We start from the raw sequence: 23,207 nt of genomic DNA, 5'->3' as shown, positions 1-23,207 counted from the left end.
TAATGATGAGCAAATATGAAGATACAAATGTGCAGATTTAATCCAGAATCGCAAACAATATTACTAAAATTATTAGTAATATTGTTTCTTATGGTCACAAAAAAGAGAATAAACCTTGAACTATCGGTAGCCGAAAAGCTTATATTGAAAAAAAATAATGTTACCCAAAAATGTCTTATAGATTTAGCTGTTGATGAAATAATTACATTATTATCCCCTCCTCCGCAACGGGTACAGATAATACAGGCATTATTTGAATTTCAATCCATACCCTCAGTTGGTATAAGGTTTGCCCACGACCTTATATTTTTAGGATATTATCAACTAACTGATATTAAAGATAAAAGCGGGCCCGATTTGCTGAACGAGTATGAATATAAAATCGGCTATAAAGTAGATCCATGTGTTGAAGACCAGTTTTGGCTGGTGGTTAATTACGCCAACCACCCGAACAGCAAGAATCAATGGTGGGATTTTACGACAGCCCGTAAAGCTTATCGCAGTGAAAATGGTTATCCCGATACCAGGCCTAAAGAGAATATATTTTTCACGAATAAATGATGTAAACAAAAAAGAGCAAATGCTACTTAAAACATTTGCTCTTTCAATATCTGCCATAAGGCAACTTATAATTTTATTTCTTCGTCTTTGCTTGAGAAGAACTTGAACTCGGTGATTTGGTAAGCAGGGTTGCTTTTCACTTTTATCCACTGGTTATATTTAAAGTACCATTTCATCTGGCGGTTAAATAAACCTTTTTTGATATATGCCTCAATGTACGGGTGTACACAAAGCGTAATATTTTTTTCGTTCTGCTCCTCCAGTATGTAATTGAAGTTCGTTTCAATATCATCTATCAGCAACACAGTTGGCCTGATGGTACCAGTACCGCCACAAGCAGGGCAAACCTCGCTGGTGATGATATTCATTTCGGGCCTTACACGCTGGCGTGTAATTTGGATCAAGCCAAATTTGCTTGGAGGCAAAATGGTGTGCTTGGCACGGTCATCGGCCATTTGGGCTTTCAGATAGTCAAAAAGCTCTTTACGGTTGGTTGGCTTATGCATGTCAATAAAATCGACAACCACTATACCACCCATATCGCGCAGGCGCAACTGGCGTGCAATTTCTTTGGCGGCTTCCTTATTTACCTGGTAAGCGTTCTCCTCCTGGTTCTCTTTATTAGCTGTACGGTTACCGCTGTTCACGTCAATAACGTGCAGGGCCTCTGTATGCTCAATAACCAGATAGGCGCCACCGGCAAGGTTTACCGTTTTCCCGAAGGTTGATTTTATCTGCTTATCCACACCATGGTGCTCAAAAATAGGCTCCTTGTGTTTGTGCAAACGTACAATACCTTCCAAATCAGGAGAGATCTCGTGGATATACGACCTAACCTCTTCATACATACTCTGCTCGTTCACATAAATATGCTGAAAATCGGGGTTAAGGATATCCCTCAGGATGGTAGATGTACGGCCAATTTCACCCAATACCTTTTTAGAAGGCTCGGTGCCATGCAGCTTGGTCACAAATGTTTCCCATTTCGATATCAGGTCTAACAGATCTTTCTGCAGTTCCTGCACACCTTTACCCTCAGATACGGTACGTATAATAACGCCGAAATGCTTTGGTTTAATGCTTTCAACCACCTTACGCAGGCGGTTGCGTTCCGTATTGCTTTTGATCTTTTTCGAGATAGATATCACCTCAGAAAAAGGCACTAATACCACGTAACGGCCCGCTATTGACAGGTCGGAACTTAAGCGGGGGCCTTTTGTTGAAATTGGCTCCTTAGCTATTTGTACTGGTACAAGCACGCCTTTTGATAATACATCAGAGATCTTACCCCCTTTGTTAATATCAGCTTCCGGCTTAAAGTTATCTAAAAGCTTCGATTGGTACCCACCGCTACGTACTTGTTTTGTAAGCTTAAGCAGGCTTTGTACCTGCGGCCCCAAATCAAGGTAATGCAAAAAGGCATCCTTCTCGTAACCTACATCCACAAATGCGGCATTCAGGCTCGGCATAATTTTTTTAATGCGGCCTAAATAGATATCGCCAACAGTATAATTGTTAGTGATCTGCTCTTTGTGGAGTTCTACAAGTTGTTTGTCCTGTAATAATGCAATAGTAGCCCCGTTGGGGGATGAATCGATAATTAATTCTTTTATCAATTGCTACTCCATTTCTTAAAACGGTGCAAAATTGCACCGCGAGTTAATAAGTGGGTAAAAAAACTCACATAAAAACCCCGGCACAGGCCGGGGTAATAAACTACTTAAGTAGCCTATTTTTTCTTATGTCTGTTTTTTCTTAAACGCTTTTTGCGTTTGTGGGTAGCCATTTTATGTCTCTTACGTTTTTTACCGCTTGGCATAGTAATAATGTTTAAATGTGATTATTTATTTCTTTAATTCCTTTATATACTCATCAATGCGCTGGCCTGCAGCAGGGTCGCCCATCAGATCTTTGCATTTTTCATAAGCTGCAATCGCTTCTTTCTTTTTACCCAGCTGTTTATAGCTTTCGGCTAAATAAAAGTATGGCTCAAGTTCTTCTTTTTGCGCAATAAGCGTTTTAAACCTTTCAACCGCTTTTTCGTACTGGCCGCTCTTCATGGCAAACATGCCTAAGTTTAGCAGTGCGTCGTGGTTTTCGGGATCCTGTTTTACTACGTCAAGCAAAAGTGCGATACCCTGCATTGGCGAAGCGCCACCATTTACATAAGCAACACCTAAACCCGTTTTAGCCTCAAGGCTGGCGGGTTGTAGTTTGGTAGCGTTTTTAAATGCATCAACTGCATTTACTACATATGTACCCTGTGCCGATGTATCCTGCGACAATTTGTAAGCCCCGTTAAAATCTTTACCTGCATCTAACCAATCTGCCAGTGCATTGCTTTTTTGAGCAATATCCAGATAGTAGAAAGCTGCCGGGGCGGGCTGTGCAACGCTATCCCAAAGCTTGGCTAATTGCCTTTGCAGGGTAGCTTTGTCAGCATCACCTGCTGTTTTAAGCTTATTTTCAAGTGTGCTTATTTGTTGTGCAACAGAAGCATCAATATTAACCTTGGCCGATGCTGATACCGTAGCCACATTTATATTAGCGTTTGCCTTAACCATTGGTGCAGCACTTGCAGCCATCTGGCCACGTGTTGCTTCTTTGGCTTGCGACAAACCTTTAACCGGTAACGAATACAAATAGCCCATGATAGCAACTACTGCTACGCCGATAACTATTTGTTTAACTTTCATACTGATTATTTGGTTGCTTTAGCTGTTGTTTTGTTACCAGAGCGAACTTTCTCAACAAAAGTTTTAGCCGGTTTAAAACTTGGTACAAAATGCTCGGGTATTATAATGGCAGTATTTTTTGAAATATTACGTGCTGTCTTCTTAGCACGTTTTTTTACTACAAAGCTACCGAAACCTCTTACGTAAACGTTTTCGCCGCCAACCATTGAGGTTTTAACTACTTTGAAAAACGCCTCAACAGTTTCCTGCACGTCCACTTTCTCTATTCCTGTTTTAGATGAGATTTCAGCTATAATTTCTGCCTTGGTCATATCTTGTTTTCTTTTATTTAAATGTATAAATACTTAACTGTTTTGGGGTTGCAAAAGTATCGCTTTAAAATTAAAGAATAAAATAAATAGAAGATTTTTTTTCAGAGGGGGGCAAATGGGCATTTTTCGTCATTAATTATGATACTCAGATGATAAGATGTTAATTTGTATAAGATGGATTTTTCTGCCGAACTGATAAGCTGGTACCATAATAATAAGCGCGATTTGCCCTGGAGGCATACTACCGATGCTTATATCATATGGTTATCTGAAATTATATTGCAGCAAACACGGGTAGAGCAGGGCATGCCCTATTTTCATCGTTTTGCAGAAAAATACCCAACCGTAACTACCTTTGCAGCAGCGCACGAGGATGAAGTGCTGCATTTATGGCAAGGATTGGGTTACTACTCGCGTGGCCGTAATATGTTAAAAACGGCACAGTTGGTTCAGGAAAAATATAACGGCCAATTCCCGGTTAAATATGACGAGCTTATAAAACTTAAGGGTATAGGTGAATATACCGCGGCGGCAATTTCGTCCTTTTCGGCAAACGAGGCCAGGGCTGTTGTTGATGGCAACGTTTACCGGGTGCTGGCGCGATATTTTGGCGTTGATGAACCAATAAATTCGCCTAAAGGCAAAAAAATGTTCCAGCAATTGGCAAATGAACTGCTAAATAAAGAGCAATCTGCAACGTACAACCAGGCTATTATGGAGTTTGGTGCGATGCTTTGCAAGCCCAAAAACCCTGCTTGTGGTATTTGCCCTGTACATATGGACTGTGTTGCATTTAAAACGAACGCTACAACGTATTTACCAGTAAAACTTAAGACGGTAAAAATCCGCAAAAGATTTTTTAACTATATGTTAATATCCGACGGTAAAAAGATATTGATGAATAAACGGGGCGAAGGCGATATTTGGGCAAACATGTACGATTTGCCTTTGATCGAAACGCCCGAATTAATGGAAACTGTTGAGGTTTTAAAGCTGCCGCAGATGGCTGATTTTGGCAGAAACATTGCCTTAAAGGATAATACGACTATAATAAAACATGTATTAACGCATCAACATTTATTTATAAGGTTTTTTGTACTTAAGGATTTCCCTGAAAAGTTACAGGAAAATTGGTTTTATACCGACGTGGATAAACTGGAAAACTTAGCACTTCCGAAAGCTATTTTTATATTTATAAAATATTTTTTTAATTTCTAAATAATTCTCCGTTAATTTATGGCATGTCTGGAATTAATAAAGTAATACTGGTTGGGCATTTAGGAAAGGACCCGGAAGTACGCCATTTAGAAGGTGGGGTAGCAGTGGCAAGTTTCCCTCTGGCAACATCTGAGACGTTTAATAAAGATGGCCGAAAAGTTGAACAAACCGAGTGGCATAACATAGTTATGTGGCGTGGCCTTGCTGATGTAGCAGCTAAGTTTTTACAAAAAGGTAAACTCGTTTATATAGAAGGTAAATTACGCACCCGTTCTTTTGAAGACAAAGAAGGCATAAAAAAATACACGACAGAAGTTGTCGCCGAAAACTTTACCATGCTGGGCCGCAAAACTGATTTTGAAAACGAAAGCCCCGCAAAACCGGCCCTTAAAACGTCAGACACCGACGGTTACCGCAATAACGATGCGGATGACCTTCCATTTTAACCAATTACAAACTTACATAGTAAAGCCCCGCCGGTATAACCGCGGGGCTTTTGTTTTGAACAGTCGGTGACGAATATGAAATATAGCTCGACGATGTTTAATAGCAGACTGCCAGGCTCTATTTTTTTAAATAAATAATGCCGCTTTAAATTTTGCGTTAAATTAGCACCTTAAAGCTTGTGAAAATTACCTGCATGAAAAAATTAGTTATACTTTTTACCGCCCTTATCTCCTTTACAACTGTTAATGCCCAAAACGTCGACAGGAGTAAATTTATTAAAGATAGCCTTGACGTTTATATCAATAAAGCCCTAACCAACTGGCGCATACCGGGGGTAGCGGTTTGTATTGTTAAGGATGGTAAAATAGTGCTTATGAAGGGCTACGGTATAAAAGAGCTTGGCTTGCCCGGTAAGGTAGATCAGAACACTTTATTTATGATAGGCAGCAATACCAAAGCTTTTACTGCTACGGCATTAGCCATGCTACAGGCCGAAAAGAAATTATCGCTCGATGATAAAGTAACCAAATACATCCCCGAATTTAAACTGGATAATAAGCCCGCCGGCGAAATGGCTATTGTAAAAGACCTTTTGAGCCACCGCTTAGGTTTCCGCACCTTCCAGGGTGATTTTACTTTTTATAACACCAACTTAAGCCGCCACGAAGTAATTGAGAAATTGGGTAAAATGAAGGCTACCTACCCGTTCCGTACCAACTGGGGCTACACAAATTCGGCGTTTTTAACGGCGGGTGAGATCATACCCCGGGTTACAGGCAAGCAATGGGAAACTTATTTAAAAGAAAGCATTTTTTCGCCGCTTGGTATGACAAACACCCTTGCCCTCACTGCCGAAATGCCTAAGGCCCTTAACCGCACCGTACCGCATACTTTAATTGACGGCAGGCTATCGGCCATACCTTATTGCAATATTGATGGCCTGGCCCCCGCGGGCAGTATCAGCTCATCGGCGGCAGATATGGGTAAGTGGGTAATGGCTTTGCTTGATAATGGCAAGGTTGGTAATAAACAGGTAATACCCGTTGCTGTGATCGCTGCCACCCGCCAACCGCAAGATTTTGTAAGCAGCGTAAATCATTTAAACGGCGAAACAGGCTTTGAGCTTTATGGCCTTGGCTGGTTTTTACAGGATTACAGCGGCCGCAGGCTGGTGATGCACGACGGAGGCGTTAACGGCTATGTATCATCGGTTACCTTGGTGCCTAAAGAGAACCTGGGCATAGTTATCCTGACCAACACCGACCAAAACTCGCTTTATGAAGCCATGCGCTGGGATATACTGGACGCCTTCTTTAAAAACAAAAACAACCATTACAACGATACCTACCTGGGATATAACAAAGCAAATACAACCACCTTCCAGGCTATTGATAAAAAAATGCGCGATAGCACATTGCTGAACCTTAAGCCACTATTATCTACCGGTAAATACACCGGCAAATACGTTAACGAGCTATACGGCAGCCTTGAAATTACCCCCGGCGATGTAGGTAATGACCTGGAGATCCGTTTTGAGCATCACCCTAAAATGTTTGCTAAGCTGCAACCACTGGGTGGTAACCGTTTCTACGTAACCTTCTCCGACCCGGTTTTGGGCAAAGCAATATTCCCGTTTACTGTAGTTGATGGTAAAGTAACCGGCGTGCGGGTTAAAGTAGCCGATTTTGTAGAATACAATGCCTACGACTTTAAGAAGGTAGATAAGTAGCATCCATAGTGATGATAGTGTTCATGTTCACGGCATGAACACTATCATGTATTTGTAGATAGCAGTTAATCAGCAAATTAAAAAATTCAGCTGCTGACAAAACATTGCCACCATTTATTATTGATTTTTTGGGAGTAAAAATAATTATCAAAATCTTTACCCGCACTTTAAACAACCTCAAGTGATATCCCCTATAGCAACTAATTACAACCAATCTGCCAATGAAGTCCTTAGTATCTCTATTAACCCAGGATCATTAAATAGATAATCATCTTCAATATTTAAAACCAGCAATTGCTTATGCCTGATATCATACTGTTGTTTGATGATGTCCCGATGCTTATACTCCATCACAAAAACAACATCGGCCCAATCCATTAGTTTTTGGTTGAGTTTAATGCGTGCTTTATCGCTTGTGCCAGCGCTGCGTGCATGATGCAATTGATGGCCTTTAAATAAAAGCTCGGCAGTTGGGCTGCGCCATTGGTTTTTACTACAGATGAAAAGGAGGTTAGGCAAGGGGTTGACGGTTATTAATTGTAATGCTACAAAGTTTTAAATGCTTTTTTAAAAGCATCTAAAACTCTAATAAATAGCTCTCTTTGTTTAAACTGGGGTAATTCCTTAAGGAAATATTCTGGCTCATAGGCTTCTACAGAACTAAATTGATGAGGTTCAATTAATTCAAATCTATAATTTGTTCCATCATTTAAAGTTAATTTACTAATAGACCCATCAGGATTTCTCTGATTTTGATTATTTAAAGAGTCGACATTCAATGTCCATAACCCCATTTCGACCAACTGTTTAAATATGGCAACAGCTTTTTTCGTGTTTACCTCATTATATTTAATTAAAGGGGTTGTCCAGTGATTTTTATTTCTTTTGAGGGTGATGGACCCTTTAAAATAGGTTTTATTTTTTACGCTAACAAAACTGTAAATAATACGGTATGATAGCCAATAACCTTCTGTTGTGTATGCAATTGTTTGGTCGAATGTACTATGAAGATTTTTATAGGCTAAACTGTAGTTCGCGCTGTCCGCAATGCCATAATTAACAGGTGTTTTCTGTACACAAATACAATAAGGAAATCCGACGACCAGAAGGGTAACATAAATTAAGTTTTTCATTTCCCTTTCCCGGCCATATAATCCAACGTTAAATTACACAGGGCTTTTACGCCGAGGGTAAAACCGCTTTCGTCCAGGTAAAAATCGGGCGTGTGGTGCGATGGTGCTGTGAGGCTGTTGCCCCCTTTTGGCATCCCGCCTAAAAAGAAGAATATGCCGGGTACCTTTTGCTGGTAAAAACTAAAATCTTCGGCGCCGGTAACAGGTGGGCGCAGCAATACATTTTCTTTGCCCACGGTAGCTTCCAGCGTGGGCAGCATTTTAGCGGTAAGGGCAACATCATTAAACGTAACCGGGTATTTATTACTGAAGGGGATCTGTACTTCGGCAGTGGCACCATAGGCTTCTGCCGTTTTGGTGGCAATGCGTTTCACGTTCTCGGTTATTAACTTTTCGTCGCCATCGGTAAAGTAGCGTACGGTGCCCTGCATTTTAACACTCTCGGGGATGATATTAAAGCGCGAGCCGCCATTTATTAAGCCGATGGTAACTACGGCGGGGTTTTCGGTAACGTTGATGTTGCGGCTTACAATGCTTTGCAGGCTGCTGATAATTTGTGCCGATACCACTATCGGGTCTACACTGCTCCACGGGTAAGCACCGTGTGCCGAGCGGCCTTTAACGATGATCTGCAGATCTTTTACCCCTGCCATGGTTCCACCAGGGCGGTAAACTATTTTGCCAACCTCGGTTTGCGAATTAATGTGCAGACCAAAAATCACATCAACCTTCGGATTTTCCATTACGCCCTGCTTCACCATTTCTTCGGCACCGCCTTTTTCGCCAACAGGTGCGCCCTCTTCGGCGGGCTGGAAAATGAATTTTACCGTGCCGTGCAGGTCTTTTTTCATGGACGACAATACCTCCGCCACCGCCATCAATATCGCCATATGCGAATCGTGCCCGCAGGCGTGCATCACACCAACTTCCTGCCCGTTGTATTGTGTTTTTACTTTCGATGCAAATGGCAGGTCCACACGCTCGGTCACCGGCAGGCCGTCCATATCTGCACGTAGCGCAACAACAGGGCCGGGCAAACCGCCTTTTAAGGTCCCAACAACTCCCGTGGTGGCTACACCGGTTTTAACCTCGATACCTAACGACTGTAAATGTTTGGCTATAATGCCCGACGTGCGTACCTCGCGATTACCCAGTTCGGGGTGTTCATGAAAATCGCGTCGCCATGCAGTTATTTTGCTTGTAAGCGCATCGGCCTTGGTGCTGATAATTTTTTTAGATGCGTTATTTTGTGCCGATACCGATAATGCGAAAAGCAACAATGCCGGAACGATTAGATTTTTCATGATAATAAATGGTTGGGATTTTCTATAAATATAAAAACAATGAGCACATTATAGATTAATATGTACTAATCGTGAAAAAATGTTCTACATATAAAATACTTTACACCCCACGCCAAGCACATAATTAGTCAATTGAACGCAAAATGCCCCTTGTAAGATCTTACAAGGGGCATTTGATATCGTAGAATATTTACTATTTAAAGCTTAATACATCAATTGTAAAAATTAATGGGGCATTACCCGGTATTGACCCTTGGCCCTTTACGCCATAAGCATATCTTGATGGGATGATAAGTAATATCCTGCCGTCTTTTTTACCATGCAATAAGCCTATTTTCCAACCTTCTATAACCTGGCCGTCACTACCCAGGCTTGTGGTGTAGTTCCCGGCATCAAACTGCTGGCCGCTTAAAAGCTTACCAACATAATTTACTGTTACTGTAGAGGCAGCGGTAGGGTTATCTCCGGTACCTGCGGTTATATTTTGGTAGTAAACACCGGATGGGTCTTTAGTTGCAGTTATAGATGGATTAGCTGTAAGATAAGCTTGTATGGTAGAATCATCTATGATGGCTTGCTCGTCAACACTTACTGTTTTCTCTTTTTTGCATGAAGCGAGGCCTGCAACTGCTAATAATAAAACAAATACAAATTTTTTCATATTTCTTATAACGGATGGATTGCTTATTGTGATACAGTTGTTTTAATTTTTAATTCGTTTAGTTGCGCATCAGCAATGGTTGATGGCGAATCGATCATCACATCGCGGCCCGAGTTGTTTTTAGGGAACGCGATAACATCGCGGATGGAATCCAGGCCTGCGAAAATTGAGGTTAACCTGTCAAACCCAAACGCGATACCACCATGCGGCGGTGCGCCGTATTCAAAGGCATCCATCAAAAAGCCAAATTGCTTTTGTGCTTCTTCTTTTGAAAACCCAAGGTGTTTAAACATCAGTGCCTGCAAATCGCGGTTGTGGATCCGGATAGAGCCGCCGCCAATTTCGGTACCGTTTATAACCAGGTCATATGCATTTGCACGTACGTTTTTAGGGTCGGTATCCAACAGGGTGATATCCTCCGGTTTTGGCGAGGTAAACGGGTGGTGCATGGCATGGAAACGCGATGTTTCTTCGTCCCATTCTAAAAGAGGAAAATCCAGCACCCAAAGCGGCGCGAATTTATTTTTATCGCGTAAGCCTAAGCGGCCGCCAACTTCAAGGCGCAGTTCGTTCAGTTGCTTGCGTACTTTGTCGGTTTCGCCGGCAACGATCAAAATTAAGTCGCCCTTTTCAGTGTCGAAAGCGGCACTCCATTTAGCCAGTTCTTCTTCGTTGTAAAATTTATCTACAGATGATTTTAACGTGCCGTCGTCATTATGGCGGGCATAAATTAAGCCTGTCGCGCCAATTTGCGGGCGTTTCATCCACTCGGTTAATTCATCAATTTGTTTGCGGGTGTAACCGGCGCAGCCTTTTGCGTTGATACCCACAACAAGTTCGGCATTATCAAAAATGCTAAAGCCTTTGCCTTTAACCACATCGTTCAGTTCAACAAACTCCATCCCGAAACGGGTATCCGGCTTATCAGAGCCGTATAAACGCATAGCATCGGCGTATTGCATACGCGGAAAATCGCCAAGTTCCATCCCTTTTACGTTGCGGAACAGGTGGCGGGTAAGGCCTTCAAATATATTCAGGATATCTTCCTGGGTAATGAACGACATCTCGCAGTCTATCTGCGTAAACTCCGGCTGGCGGTCGGCACGCAGGTCTTCGTCCCTAAAACATTTCACGATCTGGAAATAACGGTCAAAGCCGCTTACCATCAGCAATTGCTTAAATGTTTGCGGCGATTGCGGCAGGGCGTAAAACTCGCCCGGGTTCATGCGGCTTGGTACCACAAAATCGCGCGCACCCTCGGGTGTAGATTTAATTAGCACCGGGGTTTCTACTTCGATAAAATCTAAACCATCCAGATACTTGCGAATCTCCTGAGCCATTTTGTGGCGCAAAACAAGGTTGTTGCGGATAGGGTTACGGCGCAGGTCTAAATAGCGATATTTGGCACGAAGCTCTTCGCCACCGTCAGTTTCATCCTCAATTAAAAACGGAGGGATCTTTGATGAGTTAAGTATTTCAAGTTCGGTAACGGTAATTTCTACCTCGCCGGTTGGGATCTTGGTGTTTTTGTTAGAACGCTCTACCACGGTGCCTGTAACCTTAATTACAAACTCGCGGCCAAGCTGCTTCCCTGCTTCGCGAAGGCCGGCATCGGTATCGGTATTTAAAACCAGTTGGGTTAAACCATACCGGTCGCGCACATCAATAAATGTTGTGCCGCCCAGGTCGCGCGATTTTTGGACCCATCCGCAAAGGGTTACCGGTTCACCTAAATTGCTGATATTTAATTGCCCGCAGGTGTGTGTTCTAAGCATAATTCCTTTTTTTAAAAGTCTGCAAAAGTAATATTTTGAGGCGAAAGGTGCTCAGTAAAAACTAAAGTTAGTATCAAAAAAAATTGAGAAGCCGGCGGTAAATGATATTTTTAGCAAATGAGATGGAAACTGTTAGCGGGGCAGATACTTGAAAAAAGTAATAACCTGATCATTAACTCGGGGCTAAATTTTGTAGATAATAACTACCCATATGGCAAAAACTGGGTGTTCGACCTAAAAAGGCTTTTGCCGGGGGCAACCACTATATTTGACATTGGGGCGCATGCAGGCAGCGTATCTTTAGAACTTAATAATAGTTTCCCCAATGCTGATATTATTGCATTTGAGCCAGTAAGTGCATCCTTTGATCGGTTTAAGGCAAACACGGTTAGTATTTATAAAATAAAGGGCTATCAATTAGCTGCCGGGAATGAGGCCGGTGTTTTAGAGATACCGATATATAGCGAAAGTACCATTAATACACTTAAGAACGCTGAATACAGCATACCGCCAATAGGAAATGAAAAAATAACGGTAATCAGGCTTGACGAGTTCGCAAACAAGAATAATATTAGTCACATTGATATTTTAAAAATTGATGTGGAAGGTTACGAACTTGAAGCCCTGAGAGGGGTCGGCAATTTTTTGCAACAAGTGAAATATGTTTATGCCGAAATTGGCTTTGAGCGATGCCCCACTAAAACCCATTTTACAGATATGGATGTTTTTATGGAACAACATGGCTTTAGGCTTGTAAACATCTACGAATTACAACACCATTATATCGACAGAACGCGGCTTAGCTACGCTAATGCTTTATATGTAAAAAAATAACACACCGCCCTATATACGGTCATATTTACTTTTATTATTAATTTCTCAAATCAAAAACTATATTTGCCACATAATTCTCAAGGGGTGCCTTGCTTTGAGCAATCAAACTGAAAGACAGGCTGAGATCAAACCCATTGTTTTGCAAAGTCAAAAGTTAAAAGTCAAAAGTTAAAGTTGCATGTCAGCTTTATACTTTGAACTTTCAGCTCTCAACTCCAAAAACATGCACCTGATCCGGGTAATGCCGGCGTAGGGAGAGGTAACAAGTTAAGTGTACTGCCATTATACCCTGGTGAGCAGATGGTTTAACTCATTTATTGTTTAACAATTTGAAAAATTTATTTGCGGCGCTTATCGCCCTGCTGCTGCCTGTCCTGGCATCGGCCCAATTTTCCATCAGCGGAAAGATCATCAACCAAGCCGGCGAAGCTTTGCCCGGCGCAACGGTTTCCATCACAAACCCGGCCACTAACACCCAAACGGATGTTAAAGGCAACTACCAAATTGGCGACCTGCCCGCAGGCGCCTACACCATTAAGGCCAGTTACATTGGCTATCAAATTACTACCCAAACTGTAAATTTAACGGCTAACCGGGTTGTAAACCTTTCGCTTACCAACTCCATTTTTAGCGCCGAAGAAGTTACGGTGACCGCGACCCGCGCAGGCAAAAACTCGCCAACGGCATTTACCAACCTCAGCAAAAAAGACATCGAAAAAAACAACTACGGGCAGGATCTGCCTTACATGCTGGCCCAAACGCCATCGGTAGTGGTATCGTCAGATGCGGGAACGGGCATTGGCTATACCGGCATCCGCATCCGCGGAAGTGACGGCACACGTATAAACGTCACGGTTAACGGCATCCCGCTAAATGATGCCGAAAGCCAGGGTTCGTATTTTGTGGACCTACCCGATCTTACCTCTTCGGTAAATAACATACAGGTGCAGCGTGGTGTGGGTACCTCTACTAATGGCGCAGGTGCTTTTGGTGGTAGCATCAACATACAAACCGCAACCCGCCGCGATACCGGCTTTGCCGATATCAACAATACTGTAGGCTCGTACGGCACGGTAAAAAATACCGTAAGCCTGGGTACAGGCCTGTTAAATGGGCATTTTAGCTTTGATGGCCGGTTGTCCAGGATCCGTTCTGACGGGTATATCGACCGCGCATCATCAAACTTGCGTTCTTTTTTTGTGAGCGGTGCTTATTACGATAACAAGAGTACTTTAAGGCTTAACGTGTTCTCGGGCGTAGAGCGCACCTACCAAGCCTGGAATGGTGTGGCCGATTACATTATTGGCGATAACACCCGAAAGGATAGCCGCACCTATAACGAACTTGGCCTGATGCCGGACGGCACTTTTTATAAAGATCAGGTAGATAATTACCAGCAGAACCACTACCAGTTATTGTACGATAGAAAGTTATCAGATAAACTTGCCTTTAGCGGTGCCCTGCATTATACCAAAGGCTTTGGTTATTACGAAGAGTTTAAGGCCGATCAGGCTGTAACCAAGTATGGCTTAACCCCCGTGGTTGTTGGCGGTACACCTATCACAAATACAGATCTTGCCCGCCGCCTTTGGTTAAACAATGATTTCTACGGAATAACATACGCGCTAAAATACCAGGCAAAAAGTAACCTTAACTTTACCCTCGGCGGTGCTTATAACAAGTACACCGGCGCGCATTACGGCAATATTATTTATACCGCGCAAAGCGCGGGTATAACGCCTAATTACGAATACTATCGCGATAACGCCAAAAAAACGGACTTCAACATCTTCGGCCGTGGCGAGTACAAATTGGATGATGTAACCCTTTTTGCCGATCTGCAATACCGCCGGATAGATTACTCATTTTTAGGTTTCGACAGGAACCTGAACAATGTGCAACAAGATGCTAAGCTGAACTTTTTTAATCCCAAAGCAGGCATAACCTACGAAATTGATGATTATAACAATGTGTACGCATCATTTGCCGTTGGTAACCACGAGCCTAACCGCGACGATTACACCAACTCTACCCCGGCAAGCAGGCCAAAGCCAGAGACCCTGAAAGACTTTGAAGCCGGTTACCGCACCAGCGGCGATGTATTTAAAGGTGGCGTAAACCTGTTTTACATGCTTTATAAAAACCAGCTGATATTAACCGGGGCGCTAAACGATGTAGGATCGGCAACACGTATCAATGTGGATGATAGCTACCGCGCAGGTATAGAAGTTGATGGCCGTGTTAGGTTTACTAAACAGCTAAGCTGGGCAGCAAACGCAACAATCAGCACCAATAAAATCAAGAATTTAACCCGCACCCTGGCAAGCTATGATGACGACTACAACCCGCTAACCCCGGTAACGCAAACATTCAAAAAAACAGATATAGCGTACTCGCCGTCACTTATCGTGGGTAGCGAGATCGCCTACTCGCCGGTGCCAAATGGCAGTATTGCCTTTGTAAGTAAATATGTAAGCAGGCAGTTTTTAGATAATACCGGCAATGTTAACCCTACAGGTATAAGCACCGCGCCGGATGTTGCCAATAACCCATATGCGGTTAACAGGTTGTTAAAAGCTTACTTTGTAAATGATGTAAGACTGAATTATAACATCCATACAAAAGCTATTAAAAATATTGGGTTGGGCTTGCTGATAAACAATGTATTTAGCAAAAAGTACGAGGCCAATGGCGCCACTTACCCGGAAGTTGACAGTGGCGTGCTGGTTAACTACAACTACTATTTCCCGCAGGCAACGCGCAACTTTTTAGCATCGGTTAGCTTAAACTTTTAAGTATGCAAAGCTGGATAGACTTGTTTATAAACCAAGTTAAGGCTACCACCTGGCTGGAATGGCTCGCCGTAATTTTAGGCGTGGCCGAAGTGCTGCTGGCAAAAGCAAATAAAGTGTGGCTATACCCAACGGGTATAGTCGCTACTTTAATTTCTATATACTTGTTGCTCAACTTTGGGCTGTATGCCGAGTGCCTGCTTAACGGCTATTATGTAGTGATGAGCTTTTATGGCTGGTATTACTGGATAAAAAAGAAAAATGCACCACCTGTAAAAGTTAGTTATTCCACCAGGCAGGAATGGCTCATAACCCTCCTTATTGTATTTGTAGGGTGGGGAGTGTTATATTTTATCCTCATCAAATTTACACCATCTACCGTTCCCATTTGGGATGCATGGGTATCATCAACGGCTTGGGCTGGCATGTGGCTGTTGGCAAGGCGAAAGATTGAGAATTGGGTGCTGCTGAATGTGAGTAACCTGTTTGCCATCCCACTGCTATATCATAAAAACCTGGCCATGTTTGCTGTGCTTACGCTGATACTGTTCATTGTAGCAATATTCGGTTATTTTGAATGGAGGAAAATAATAGATAAAGAACAGCCCCCTAACCCCCTAAAGCGGGAACGGGATTTAAACTCCCCCTTCAGGGGGCTGGGGGGCTCAATATGAAGCATCCATCAGCATTACTAAAACCCGAATGGGTTGAAATTATCCGTCAATACGCTACCGAAGCCGAAAAATTAGGCAAGTTGCACCCGGCACAATTGGAATTGGTTTACCAACAACAGTGGTTTAATTTATTATCACCCGCCGCATATGGCGGACTGGAAACTCCTTTACCCCTCCTTATTAAAACAGAAGAAGCCCTGGCATGGGCCGATGGCAGCCTGGGCTGGGTGGTAACCTTGTGTTGCGGCGCGGGTTGGTTTGGTGGTTTTATAGATCAGGGCATCGCGCAACAGATTTATGCCGATAAAAAAGCCTGCCTTGCTGGTAGTGGCGCGGCTACAGGCACAGCAACAATTACAGATAACGGTTACCTGATTAACGGTAGTTGGAAGTACGCAAGCGGTGTACACCATGCTACGCACATTACGGTCAACTGCAACATAATGCAGGGCGATAACCCCGTGTTAGATACCGATGGCAGCCAACTGATCTTGCCTTTTGTGTTGGATAGAAAAGACGTACAGCTACTGTCCGGCTGGAAATATATAGGGATGATAGCCACCGGTAGCGATGCGTATTCCGTAGAGGATTTACATGTTGATAAAAATCGGTGTTTTAAAATTGACGCCGATTCTGCGGTGATAAATTCGCTGCTGTACACATACCCCTTTTTGCAATTGGCTGAGGCTACGCTGGCGGCAAACCTATCCGGCATGGCAGTGCATTTTATAGACCTTTGTAAACCTGCGTTTGAATATAAGGCGACTAACATCCGCAGGGTAAATGCCGCGAATGTGTTGCTGATGGAGGAGGCGTTGCAGTCGGCAACAGAATTGTTGAACCAGGCAAGGGCGGCGTTTTTGGATGCGGTGGATGCGTCGTGGAGCAATCCTAAGAATGAGACGTTATTGCAAACCGTGAGCAATACCAGCCGGGTACTGGCAAAAATAGCACGCGAAAGCGTAGACGAGCTTTTTCCTTATTGTGGCTTGCAGGCAGCTTCACCGGATACCGAGATCAACCGGGTGTGGCGCGATATACATACCGCAAGCCAGCACAGTTTGCTTACTTTTTTAGATTAGGTTTGCCATATTTTTAATTATATGGTAACGCAAATATCACATTGTTTATAAATAGCAATGGTGATATTTGCCTTTTTAATATCCAAATCCATGAAGATAAAAGTACTGCTTACATTAACGTTTGCTACCGCTGTATTTAGCTTATCGGCACAAAATAAAAAAATCATAACTGCTGTTTCAACTAACTTGCCCCGCCCTAAATTAATGGTTGGTTTAGTGGTTGACCAAATGCGTTGGGATTACCTATACCGCTATTACGACCGCTACCAGGCAGGTGGTTTTAAGCGAATGCTTAACGAGGGGTTCACTTGCGAGAATACGCTTATCCCTTACATCCCTACCGTTACCGCGGCCGGCCATAGCAGTATTTATACAGGGTCGGTACCATCAATAAACGGTATTGCGGGTAACGATTTTATAGTACAGGCAACCGGCAAATCGATGTATTGTACCGATGATAGCACGGTTACAGCGGTTGGCAGTAACTCAATAGCAGGCAAAATGTCGCCACGTAACTTGCTTACAACTACCGTTACAGATGAGTTACGGTTGGCTACTAATTTCCGCTCGAAGGTTATCGGCATCGCATTAAAAGATCGCGGCGGCATTCTTCCCGGCGGCCACGCTGCAAACGCCGCATATTGGTTTGATGATGCCAACGGCGCATGGATCAGCAGTACTTATTACATGACAGAACTGCCTGCATGGGTTAAAAGCTACAACGCCACAAAACCGGCCGAGCAATATTTAAAGAAAGATTGGAATACCCTTTACCCCATAAATACTTACGTACAAAGCGCGCCGGATAATAGCCCGCGATACGAAGGTAAATTTAGTGGTACCGATGCCCCAACATTCCCGATAAAAACATCGGAGTTGTATAAAGGCAAGGCAGGTATGATCCGCTCTACGCCATACGGTAACAGCATGACGCTTGACCTGGCAAAGGCCGCTATAGAGAATGAAAAATTAGGCGCCGATTCGGTTACCGATTTCCTGGCCGTGAGCCTTTCATCAACAGATTATGTTGGCCACCAGTTTGGTCCAAACTCGGTTGAGGTTGAAGATACTTACCTGCGTTTAGATAAGGACGTAGCCGCTTTCTTCACCTATTTAGATAGCAAATTGGGAAAAGGAAATTATACCGTATTCTTGAGTGCAGACCACGGTGCTGCTCACAACTCTAACTTTTTAATTGACCATAATATCCCTGCAGGCGTTTGGAACGAGGGTGGTGTGCTTACGCGATTAAACAAAATGCTGGAAGAGAAATACAAAGTAAAAAACCTGATTATAGGCCTCGGCAATTACCAGGTTAACTTTAACAATGCCGCCATCAAAAAGGAAAGCCTGAACAGCGATGCGCTAAAATTTGAATGTATCCAGTTTTTACAGCAGGAGCCCGAAATTGCTTACGCGGTTGATATGCAACGCATCCAGATAGCGACTATTCCCGAAGAACTTCGCCTGCGCATCCAGAATGGTTACAATACGGAGCGCAGCGGAGCTATCCAAATCATCCTGAAACCGGGATGGTACAGCGGCCATGGCCAAACAGGCACAACACATGGTACCTGGAACCCGTATGATGCACACATCCCATTGGTATTTATGGGGTGGGGCATTAAACATGGCAGCCTTACCCGCGAAACCCACATGACAGATATTGCTGCAACCGTTGCCCAGCTATTACATATCCAGGCGCCGAACGGCAATATTGGTACTGCTATTGGCGAGGTGCTTAAATAGAGATTCGTGGATGGATGTCAGAGATTAGAAGAAGCTTAAATTCCCCCTCTTTCCGCGCAGCGAAGAGAGGGTCGACCAGCGAAGCGATGTCAGGGTGAGTAGAAGCGTTTGTTAAGTGTACGTGATGTCATTCTGAACTTGTAAAAAACCTTTTCAGCTTTTAATGGTTCGACAAACTCACTATTACAAAACTACCCTCTTTCCGCGAAGCGAATAGAAGGTGGTGGCGAGCGAAGCAATGACCGGGTGAGTAACTGTGCGATAGGCAACCTTCACCCACTTCTTTCACCGTTGTTGGTGTTGTCAACAACATTTAGGACGGTCTAAAAGGTGAGAGCCGTAATTGTGGACGAAAGTCAGAAAAACAGGATTTGCTTGTTCTATAATAATTACTGCCATTGGCGCAAAGCCGACGGTTTAAACCTTTCGCTCTTTTCCGACTTTCTGACTACAATCATGAAAAAATACATCTCCAAACTCCATTACCTAACGCAGGACCTGCCAAACCGCAGCCATATAGAGCAGGCCCAAATAGCCTGCGAGGCCGGTGCCAACTGGGTTCAGTACCGCTGCATGAGTAAAAGCGACGAAGAAATGATGGCCGAACTGCACCAAATAGCGTCCATCTGCGATGATTGGGGCGCTACGCTGATCCTTGCAAACCATTATCACCTGCTGGATAAAGTAGATGCGCAAGGCGTACACATCGAAGACTTAAATGCTGATCTCGCCGCCATCCGCGAAGCTGTAACAGATGAAAAAACTTTAGGCGCATCGGCCACCAATATGGAAGGGTTACTACGCATTCAAAACAGCGGCGTGGTAGATTATTGCGGCTACGGCCCTTTTGCCCACACCACTACCAAAGCGAATGATAAGCCATTATTAGGCTACGACGGGTACCGCGAACTTGAGCGACAACCTATCGAGATCCCGGTGATTGCCGTGGGCGGTGTGCAGTTACAAGATGTGGAACTATTGATGCAAACCGGCGTGTACGGCATCGCGGTATTCGGCAGTTAACCTATCGCCAGATCCGGGTGGGGTGGTTAAAGAGATCTATCGGAAGATTTATTGATTAAAAGCCTGTCAGTCTGAGCTTGTCGAAGACGTAGGTGCAATGCTAATGATTCGACAGGCTCATCGTGGCAGGCGGCTATTTATACACCACATAAACATGCTCATCCATCACTTCGCCTGCTTTAATTACGGTTTGTTTTAACACACCCTGCTGCACATACCCGGCCTTTTCCAACACCCGCATCGATGCCTTGTTTTTACCGAAAATGAATGCCAGTATGCAGTTGATATCAAAATTGGCAAAGGCATATTTGGTCAATAGTTTAACTGCTTCGGTAGCGATGCCCCTGCCCCAATGCTCCTCGCTAAGCCAGTAACCTATTAATGGAGATTTGCGGTAAACATCAGCCCTAAATTCTAAACCGATGCCTCCGGCTACCTCTCCGTTTATTTCAATGGCAAAGTTGGTAACTGTAATTTGATTGATCATAATATCTATAAAAGCCTCCGCATCGTCCAAAGAATATGGCGACGGGAACCTGTCCAGTAAATAAGCGGGCACCCTGGGGTTATTGGCGTGTTTTTGCAGGGCCGCTGCATCGGCAATGCGGAATGGGCGCAGTATAAATTGGCTTCCTTTTATTTCCATTTTGTAACAATCCAAACGTTAAAAATAGTAATATTAACTAAACTGCTAAATTGCAGCGTCTAACAGCATTTTGTGATATGAAAACACGCTTTACCTTATTGTTTCTTTGCTTCGGTTTTACCGCTTCTGCCCAATCCCTCGGCACACTAACTGTCGAAAAAATTATGCGCGACCCTAAATGGATGGGCGTATCGCCAAGCAACATCCGTTGGAGCGACGACAGCAAAAAGATCTATTTTAACTGGAACCCGGACAAGGCCGAGCGCGACGAGCTGTTTTTCATCACCCCCAATAATATCAAACCACAAAAAACAAGCACCACCGAGCGCCGCGACATGGTTCCTGAAAACGGTAAGTGGAATAAAGTGCGCACGCTGAAAACTTATGAAGAGGATGGCGACATTTACCTATGGCAGGCGGGCAGCGGTAAAACTGTGCAACTAACCCACACCGCAGGCCGCGAAAGTAACCCAACCTTTACCGGCGACGAAGGCAGCATTATTTATACTTACGAGAACAACATTTACAAGCTAAAGCTGAACAAAGCCGAGCTTACCCAGCTAACCAACTTTGTAAAAACCGCTACCACCGAAAAGAAACCTGCCAAAGATACCGAGCAAGCCCGGTGGCTAAAAAAACAGCAAACCGAACTTTTCGATATCATTAAAGTGAACGAGAAAGACCGCAAGCTGGACTCTGTGGAGCAGGCACAGGATAAACCGGCAAAAATAAAAGAGATAGCTTTTGGCGATAAACGCCTGAACGGCGTACAGCTTAGTCCGGATGGCAGGTATGTGACCTACAGGTTGATCCAGGCGGCGGAGGGCGCAAAAGCCGGGATCGTCCCTAACTATGTAACCTCATCGGGATATACCGAAGATATCCCTAACCGTACCAAAGTGGGTGCCCCGCAATCCACATCAGAGAGTTTTATTTTTGACACGCAGGGCGATTCGGTTTACGCAATCAGCACTAAAGACATCCCTGGTATAAAAGATATTCCCGCTTTTTACAGCGATTATCCTAAGCAATTGGAAGCCCTTAAAAAGGCAAATAACGACCGCAAAACGGATATTACCGCCCCGTATTGGAGCCCCGATGGCAAGTATGCGGTAGTAAATGTAGAATCGCAGGATAATAAGGACCGCTGGCTCATGAAACTGGATGCGGCGACTGGTAAACTTACCCTGTTGGACCGCCAGCATGACGATGCCTGGATAGGAGGCCCAGGTACCGGCGGGTTCTTTGCCGATGGTAGCCTGGGCTGGGCCGATAACACCCACTTCTATTTCCAGAGCGAGGCAAGCGGTTACTCGCACCTGTATATCGCCGATGTGGTAAGCGGCCAGAAAAAGCAACTTACATCCGGGCATTGGGAAGTGCAAACCCTTCACCTGTCTAACGATAAAAAAACATTTTACTTTACCGCTAATATCGAACACCCCGGAATCACCCATTTTTACCGTATCCCGGTAACGGGTGGCGTTCCGGTTAAGCTAACCAACATGAAAGGCGGTAACGAGATAGACCTTTCGCCCGACGAGAAATGGCTGGCTATCCGCTACTCATACTCCAACAAACCCTGGGAGCTTTACTTGCAACAAAACAAGCCCGGCGCAAAAGCCGTGCAGGTTACACACTCCACCACTCCCGAATTTAATACCTACCCGTGGCGCGAGGCGGAAGTGATCCGCTTTAAAAACCGTTACGGCAAAGATATTTACGCGCGGTTGTATCAGCCCAAAAATCCCGACCCTGCAAAACCCGCTGTGGTGTTTGTGCATGGCGCGGGCTACCTGCAAAACGTGCATTACTGGTGGAGCACCTATTTCCGCGAGTATATGTTCAACAATATGCTGGTTGATAATGGCTACACGGTATTGGATATCGATTATACTGCAAGCTCGGGCTATGGGCGCGACATTCGTACAGGTATTTACCGCCACATGGGCGGCGCCGACCTTACCGATCAGGTGGACGGTGTGAAATTACTGGTAGAAAAATATGGTGTAAACCCTAAACATGTTGGGTTATACGGCGGCTCGTACGGTGGCTTTATTACGCTTATGGCGATGTTTACGCAGCAAGACGTTTTTGCATCAGGCGCGGCCATACGCTCGGTTACCGATTGGGCGCATTACAACCACGGCTATACCTCAAATATCCTTAACGAACCATTTAATGACGAAAAGGCCTATCGCCAAAGCTCGCCCATTTACTTTGCCGATGGTTTAAAAGGCCGCCTGCTGATGCTGCACGGCATGGTAGACCAGAACGTAAACTTCCAGGATATTGTAAGGCTTACCCAAAAGTTGATAGAGTTGCATAAAGATAACTGGTCGCTTGCGCCATACCCGGTAGAAGACCACGGCTTTATACAACCCAGCAGCTGGACTGATGAGTATAAACGTATTTTTAAACTGTTTGAGGAGACGCTGAAGTAGATTGATGGCCCCCCGGCAAATTGACTCACTCTGTCTTTGCTTCGCTCGACCACCCTTTCTCCGTAAACGAAAAGAAGAAAAAAATAGAAATTCTCACCCTCTTTGCGCAGCAGAGAGGGTCGACCAGC

20 protein-coding genes are annotated in these 23,207 nt (G+C 44.1%); 11 read left to right on the top strand and 9 right to left on the bottom strand.

Features of this window, described 5'->3' with window-relative positions; all coding sequences use genetic code 11:
* The first annotated feature begins 15 nt into the window (after nt 1-15).
* A complete protein-coding gene (locus ABIB39_RS02910) occupies nt 16-561 on the top strand; it encodes a helix-hairpin-helix domain-containing protein (RefSeq protein WP_354427140.1) in 546 nt (181 codons plus the stop codon).
* 65 nt (nt 562-626) lie between these two features.
* On the opposite strand, the gene ABIB39_RS02905 is transcribed toward ABIB39_RS02910, so the two are convergent.
* The 3 genes from ABIB39_RS02905 to ABIB39_RS02890 form a co-directional block, all read right to left on the bottom strand.
* Nucleotides 627-2,177, bottom strand: a complete 1,551-nt coding sequence (locus ABIB39_RS02905; protein WP_354427138.1) for an Rne/Rng family ribonuclease — start codon at nt 2,175-2,177, stop codon at nt 627-629.
* 228 nt (nt 2,178-2,405) lie between these two features.
* Complete coding sequence (locus tag ABIB39_RS02895) at nt 2,406-3,257, bottom strand: tetratricopeptide repeat protein (protein ID WP_354427136.1); 852 nt, start codon at nt 3,255-3,257, stop codon at nt 2,406-2,408.
* 5 nt (nt 3,258-3,262) lie between these two features.
* Complete coding sequence (locus tag ABIB39_RS02890; RefSeq protein ID WP_354427135.1) at nt 3,263-3,568, bottom strand: HU family DNA-binding protein; 306 nt, start codon at nt 3,566-3,568, stop codon at nt 3,263-3,265.
* 174 nt (nt 3,569-3,742) lie between these two features.
* Here ABIB39_RS02890 and mutY point away from each other — a divergent pair, with 174 nt between their 5' ends.
* The 3 genes from mutY (at nt 3,743) to ABIB39_RS02875 (ending at nt 6,962) form a co-directional block, all read left to right on the top strand.
* Nucleotides 3,743-4,786: an A/G-specific adenine glycosylase gene (mutY, locus tag ABIB39_RS02885; RefSeq protein ID WP_354427133.1), complete on the top strand. Its 1,044-nt coding sequence runs from the start codon at nt 3,743-3,745 to the stop codon at nt 4,784-4,786.
* A gap of 23 nt (nt 4,787-4,809) precedes the next feature.
* Nucleotides 4,810-5,232, top strand: coding sequence for a single-stranded DNA-binding protein (locus ABIB39_RS02880; RefSeq protein ID WP_354427131.1), 423 nt, complete (start codon nt 4,810-4,812; stop codon nt 5,230-5,232).
* Between the two features lie 194 nt (nt 5,233-5,426).
* Nucleotides 5,427-6,962 (top strand): serine hydrolase, encoded by a 1,536-nt coding sequence (locus tag ABIB39_RS02875; RefSeq protein WP_354427129.1) that lies wholly within the window; start codon nt 5,427-5,429, stop codon nt 6,960-6,962.
* A 204-nt stretch (nt 6,963-7,166) separates the two neighbouring features.
* Here ABIB39_RS02875 and ABIB39_RS02870 read toward each other — a convergent pair whose 3' ends face one another.
* The 5 genes from ABIB39_RS02870 to aspS form a co-directional block, all read right to left on the bottom strand.
* On the bottom strand, nt 7,167-7,481 hold the full coding sequence (locus tag ABIB39_RS02870) for a low molecular weight protein tyrosine phosphatase family protein (protein ID WP_354427127.1): 315 nt from the start codon (nt 7,479-7,481) through the stop codon (nt 7,167-7,169).
* 26 nt (nt 7,482-7,507) lie between these two features.
* On the bottom strand, nt 7,508-8,095 hold the full coding sequence (locus ABIB39_RS02865; RefSeq protein ID WP_354427125.1) for a hypothetical protein: 588 nt from the start codon (nt 8,093-8,095) through the stop codon (nt 7,508-7,510).
* Nucleotides 8,092-9,399 carry an amidohydrolase gene (locus ABIB39_RS02860; RefSeq protein WP_354427123.1) on the bottom strand — a complete coding sequence of 436 codons (1,308 nt, stop codon included), beginning with the start codon at nt 9,397-9,399 and terminating at the stop codon, nt 8,092-8,094. Before ABIB39_RS02860 ends, ABIB39_RS02865 begins: the two co-directional genes overlap by 4 nt.
* A 193-nt stretch (nt 9,400-9,592) precedes the next feature.
* On the bottom strand, nt 9,593-10,060 hold the full coding sequence (locus ABIB39_RS02855; protein WP_354427122.1) for an FKBP-type peptidyl-prolyl cis-trans isomerase: 468 nt from the start codon (nt 10,058-10,060) through the stop codon (nt 9,593-9,595).
* Nucleotides 10,061-10,083: 23 nt separating this feature from the next.
* Nucleotides 10,084-11,835 carry an aspartate--tRNA ligase gene (gene aspS, locus ABIB39_RS02850; protein WP_354427120.1) on the bottom strand — a complete coding sequence of 584 codons (1,752 nt, stop codon included), beginning with the start codon at nt 11,833-11,835 and terminating at the stop codon, nt 10,084-10,086.
* A gap of 117 nt (nt 11,836-11,952) precedes the next feature.
* Here aspS and ABIB39_RS02845 point away from each other — a divergent pair, with 117 nt between their 5' ends.
* The 6 genes from ABIB39_RS02845 to ABIB39_RS02820 all read left to right on the top strand — a co-directional run bounded on the left by ABIB39_RS02845 (nt 11,953) and on the right by ABIB39_RS02820 (nt 19,989).
* Nucleotides 11,953-12,669, top strand: coding sequence for an FkbM family methyltransferase (locus ABIB39_RS02845; protein WP_354427118.1), 717 nt, complete (start codon nt 11,953-11,955; stop codon nt 12,667-12,669).
* A gap of 329 nt (nt 12,670-12,998) precedes the next feature.
* The gene (locus ABIB39_RS02840) at nt 12,999-15,464 is read left to right on the top strand and encodes a TonB-dependent receptor (protein WP_354427116.1); all 2,466 of its coding nucleotides are present in this window, start codon (nt 12,999-13,001) and stop codon (nt 15,462-15,464) included.
* Between the two features lie 2 nt (nt 15,465-15,466).
* Nucleotides 15,467-16,135 (top strand): nicotinamide riboside transporter PnuC, encoded by a 669-nt coding sequence (gene pnuC, locus ABIB39_RS02835; RefSeq protein WP_354427114.1) that lies wholly within the window; start codon nt 15,467-15,469, stop codon nt 16,133-16,135.
* Nucleotides 16,132-17,217 carry an acyl-CoA dehydrogenase family protein gene (locus ABIB39_RS02830; RefSeq protein ID WP_354427112.1) on the top strand — a complete coding sequence of 362 codons (1,086 nt, stop codon included), beginning with the start codon at nt 16,132-16,134 and terminating at the stop codon, nt 17,215-17,217. Before pnuC ends, ABIB39_RS02830 begins: the two co-directional genes overlap by 4 nt.
* A 90-nt stretch (nt 17,218-17,307) precedes the next feature.
* Nucleotides 17,308-18,966, top strand: coding sequence for an alkaline phosphatase PafA (gene pafA, locus ABIB39_RS02825; protein ID WP_354427110.1), 1,659 nt, complete (start codon nt 17,308-17,310; stop codon nt 18,964-18,966).
* A 456-nt stretch (nt 18,967-19,422) separates the two neighbouring features.
* The gene (locus tag ABIB39_RS02820) at nt 19,423-19,989 is read left to right on the top strand and encodes a thiamine phosphate synthase (RefSeq protein ID WP_354427108.1); all 567 of its coding nucleotides are present in this window, start codon (nt 19,423-19,425) and stop codon (nt 19,987-19,989) included.
* Nucleotides 19,990-20,122: 133 nt separating this feature from the next.
* Here ABIB39_RS02820 and ABIB39_RS02815 read toward each other — a convergent pair whose 3' ends face one another.
* Nucleotides 20,123-20,635: a GNAT family N-acetyltransferase gene (locus ABIB39_RS02815; RefSeq protein ID WP_354427106.1), complete on the bottom strand. Its 513-nt coding sequence runs from the start codon at nt 20,633-20,635 to the stop codon at nt 20,123-20,125.
* 77 nt (nt 20,636-20,712) lie between these two features.
* Between ABIB39_RS02815 and ABIB39_RS02810 the strand changes: the two genes are divergently transcribed.
* Entirely contained in the window at nt 20,713-23,079 is a 2,367-nt protein-coding gene (locus ABIB39_RS02810) for a S9 family peptidase (RefSeq protein WP_354427104.1), read from the top strand.
* The last annotated feature ends 128 nt before the right edge of the window (nt 23,080-23,207 follow it).

The sequence above is a fragment of the Mucilaginibacter sp. UYP27 genome (genome assembly GCF_040547175.1).
Lineage (GTDB): Bacteria > Bacteroidota > Bacteroidia > Sphingobacteriales > Sphingobacteriaceae > Mucilaginibacter.
Note: the sequence above shows the minus strand (reverse complement) of the source record. Positions and strands in the feature narration are given on the sequence as shown.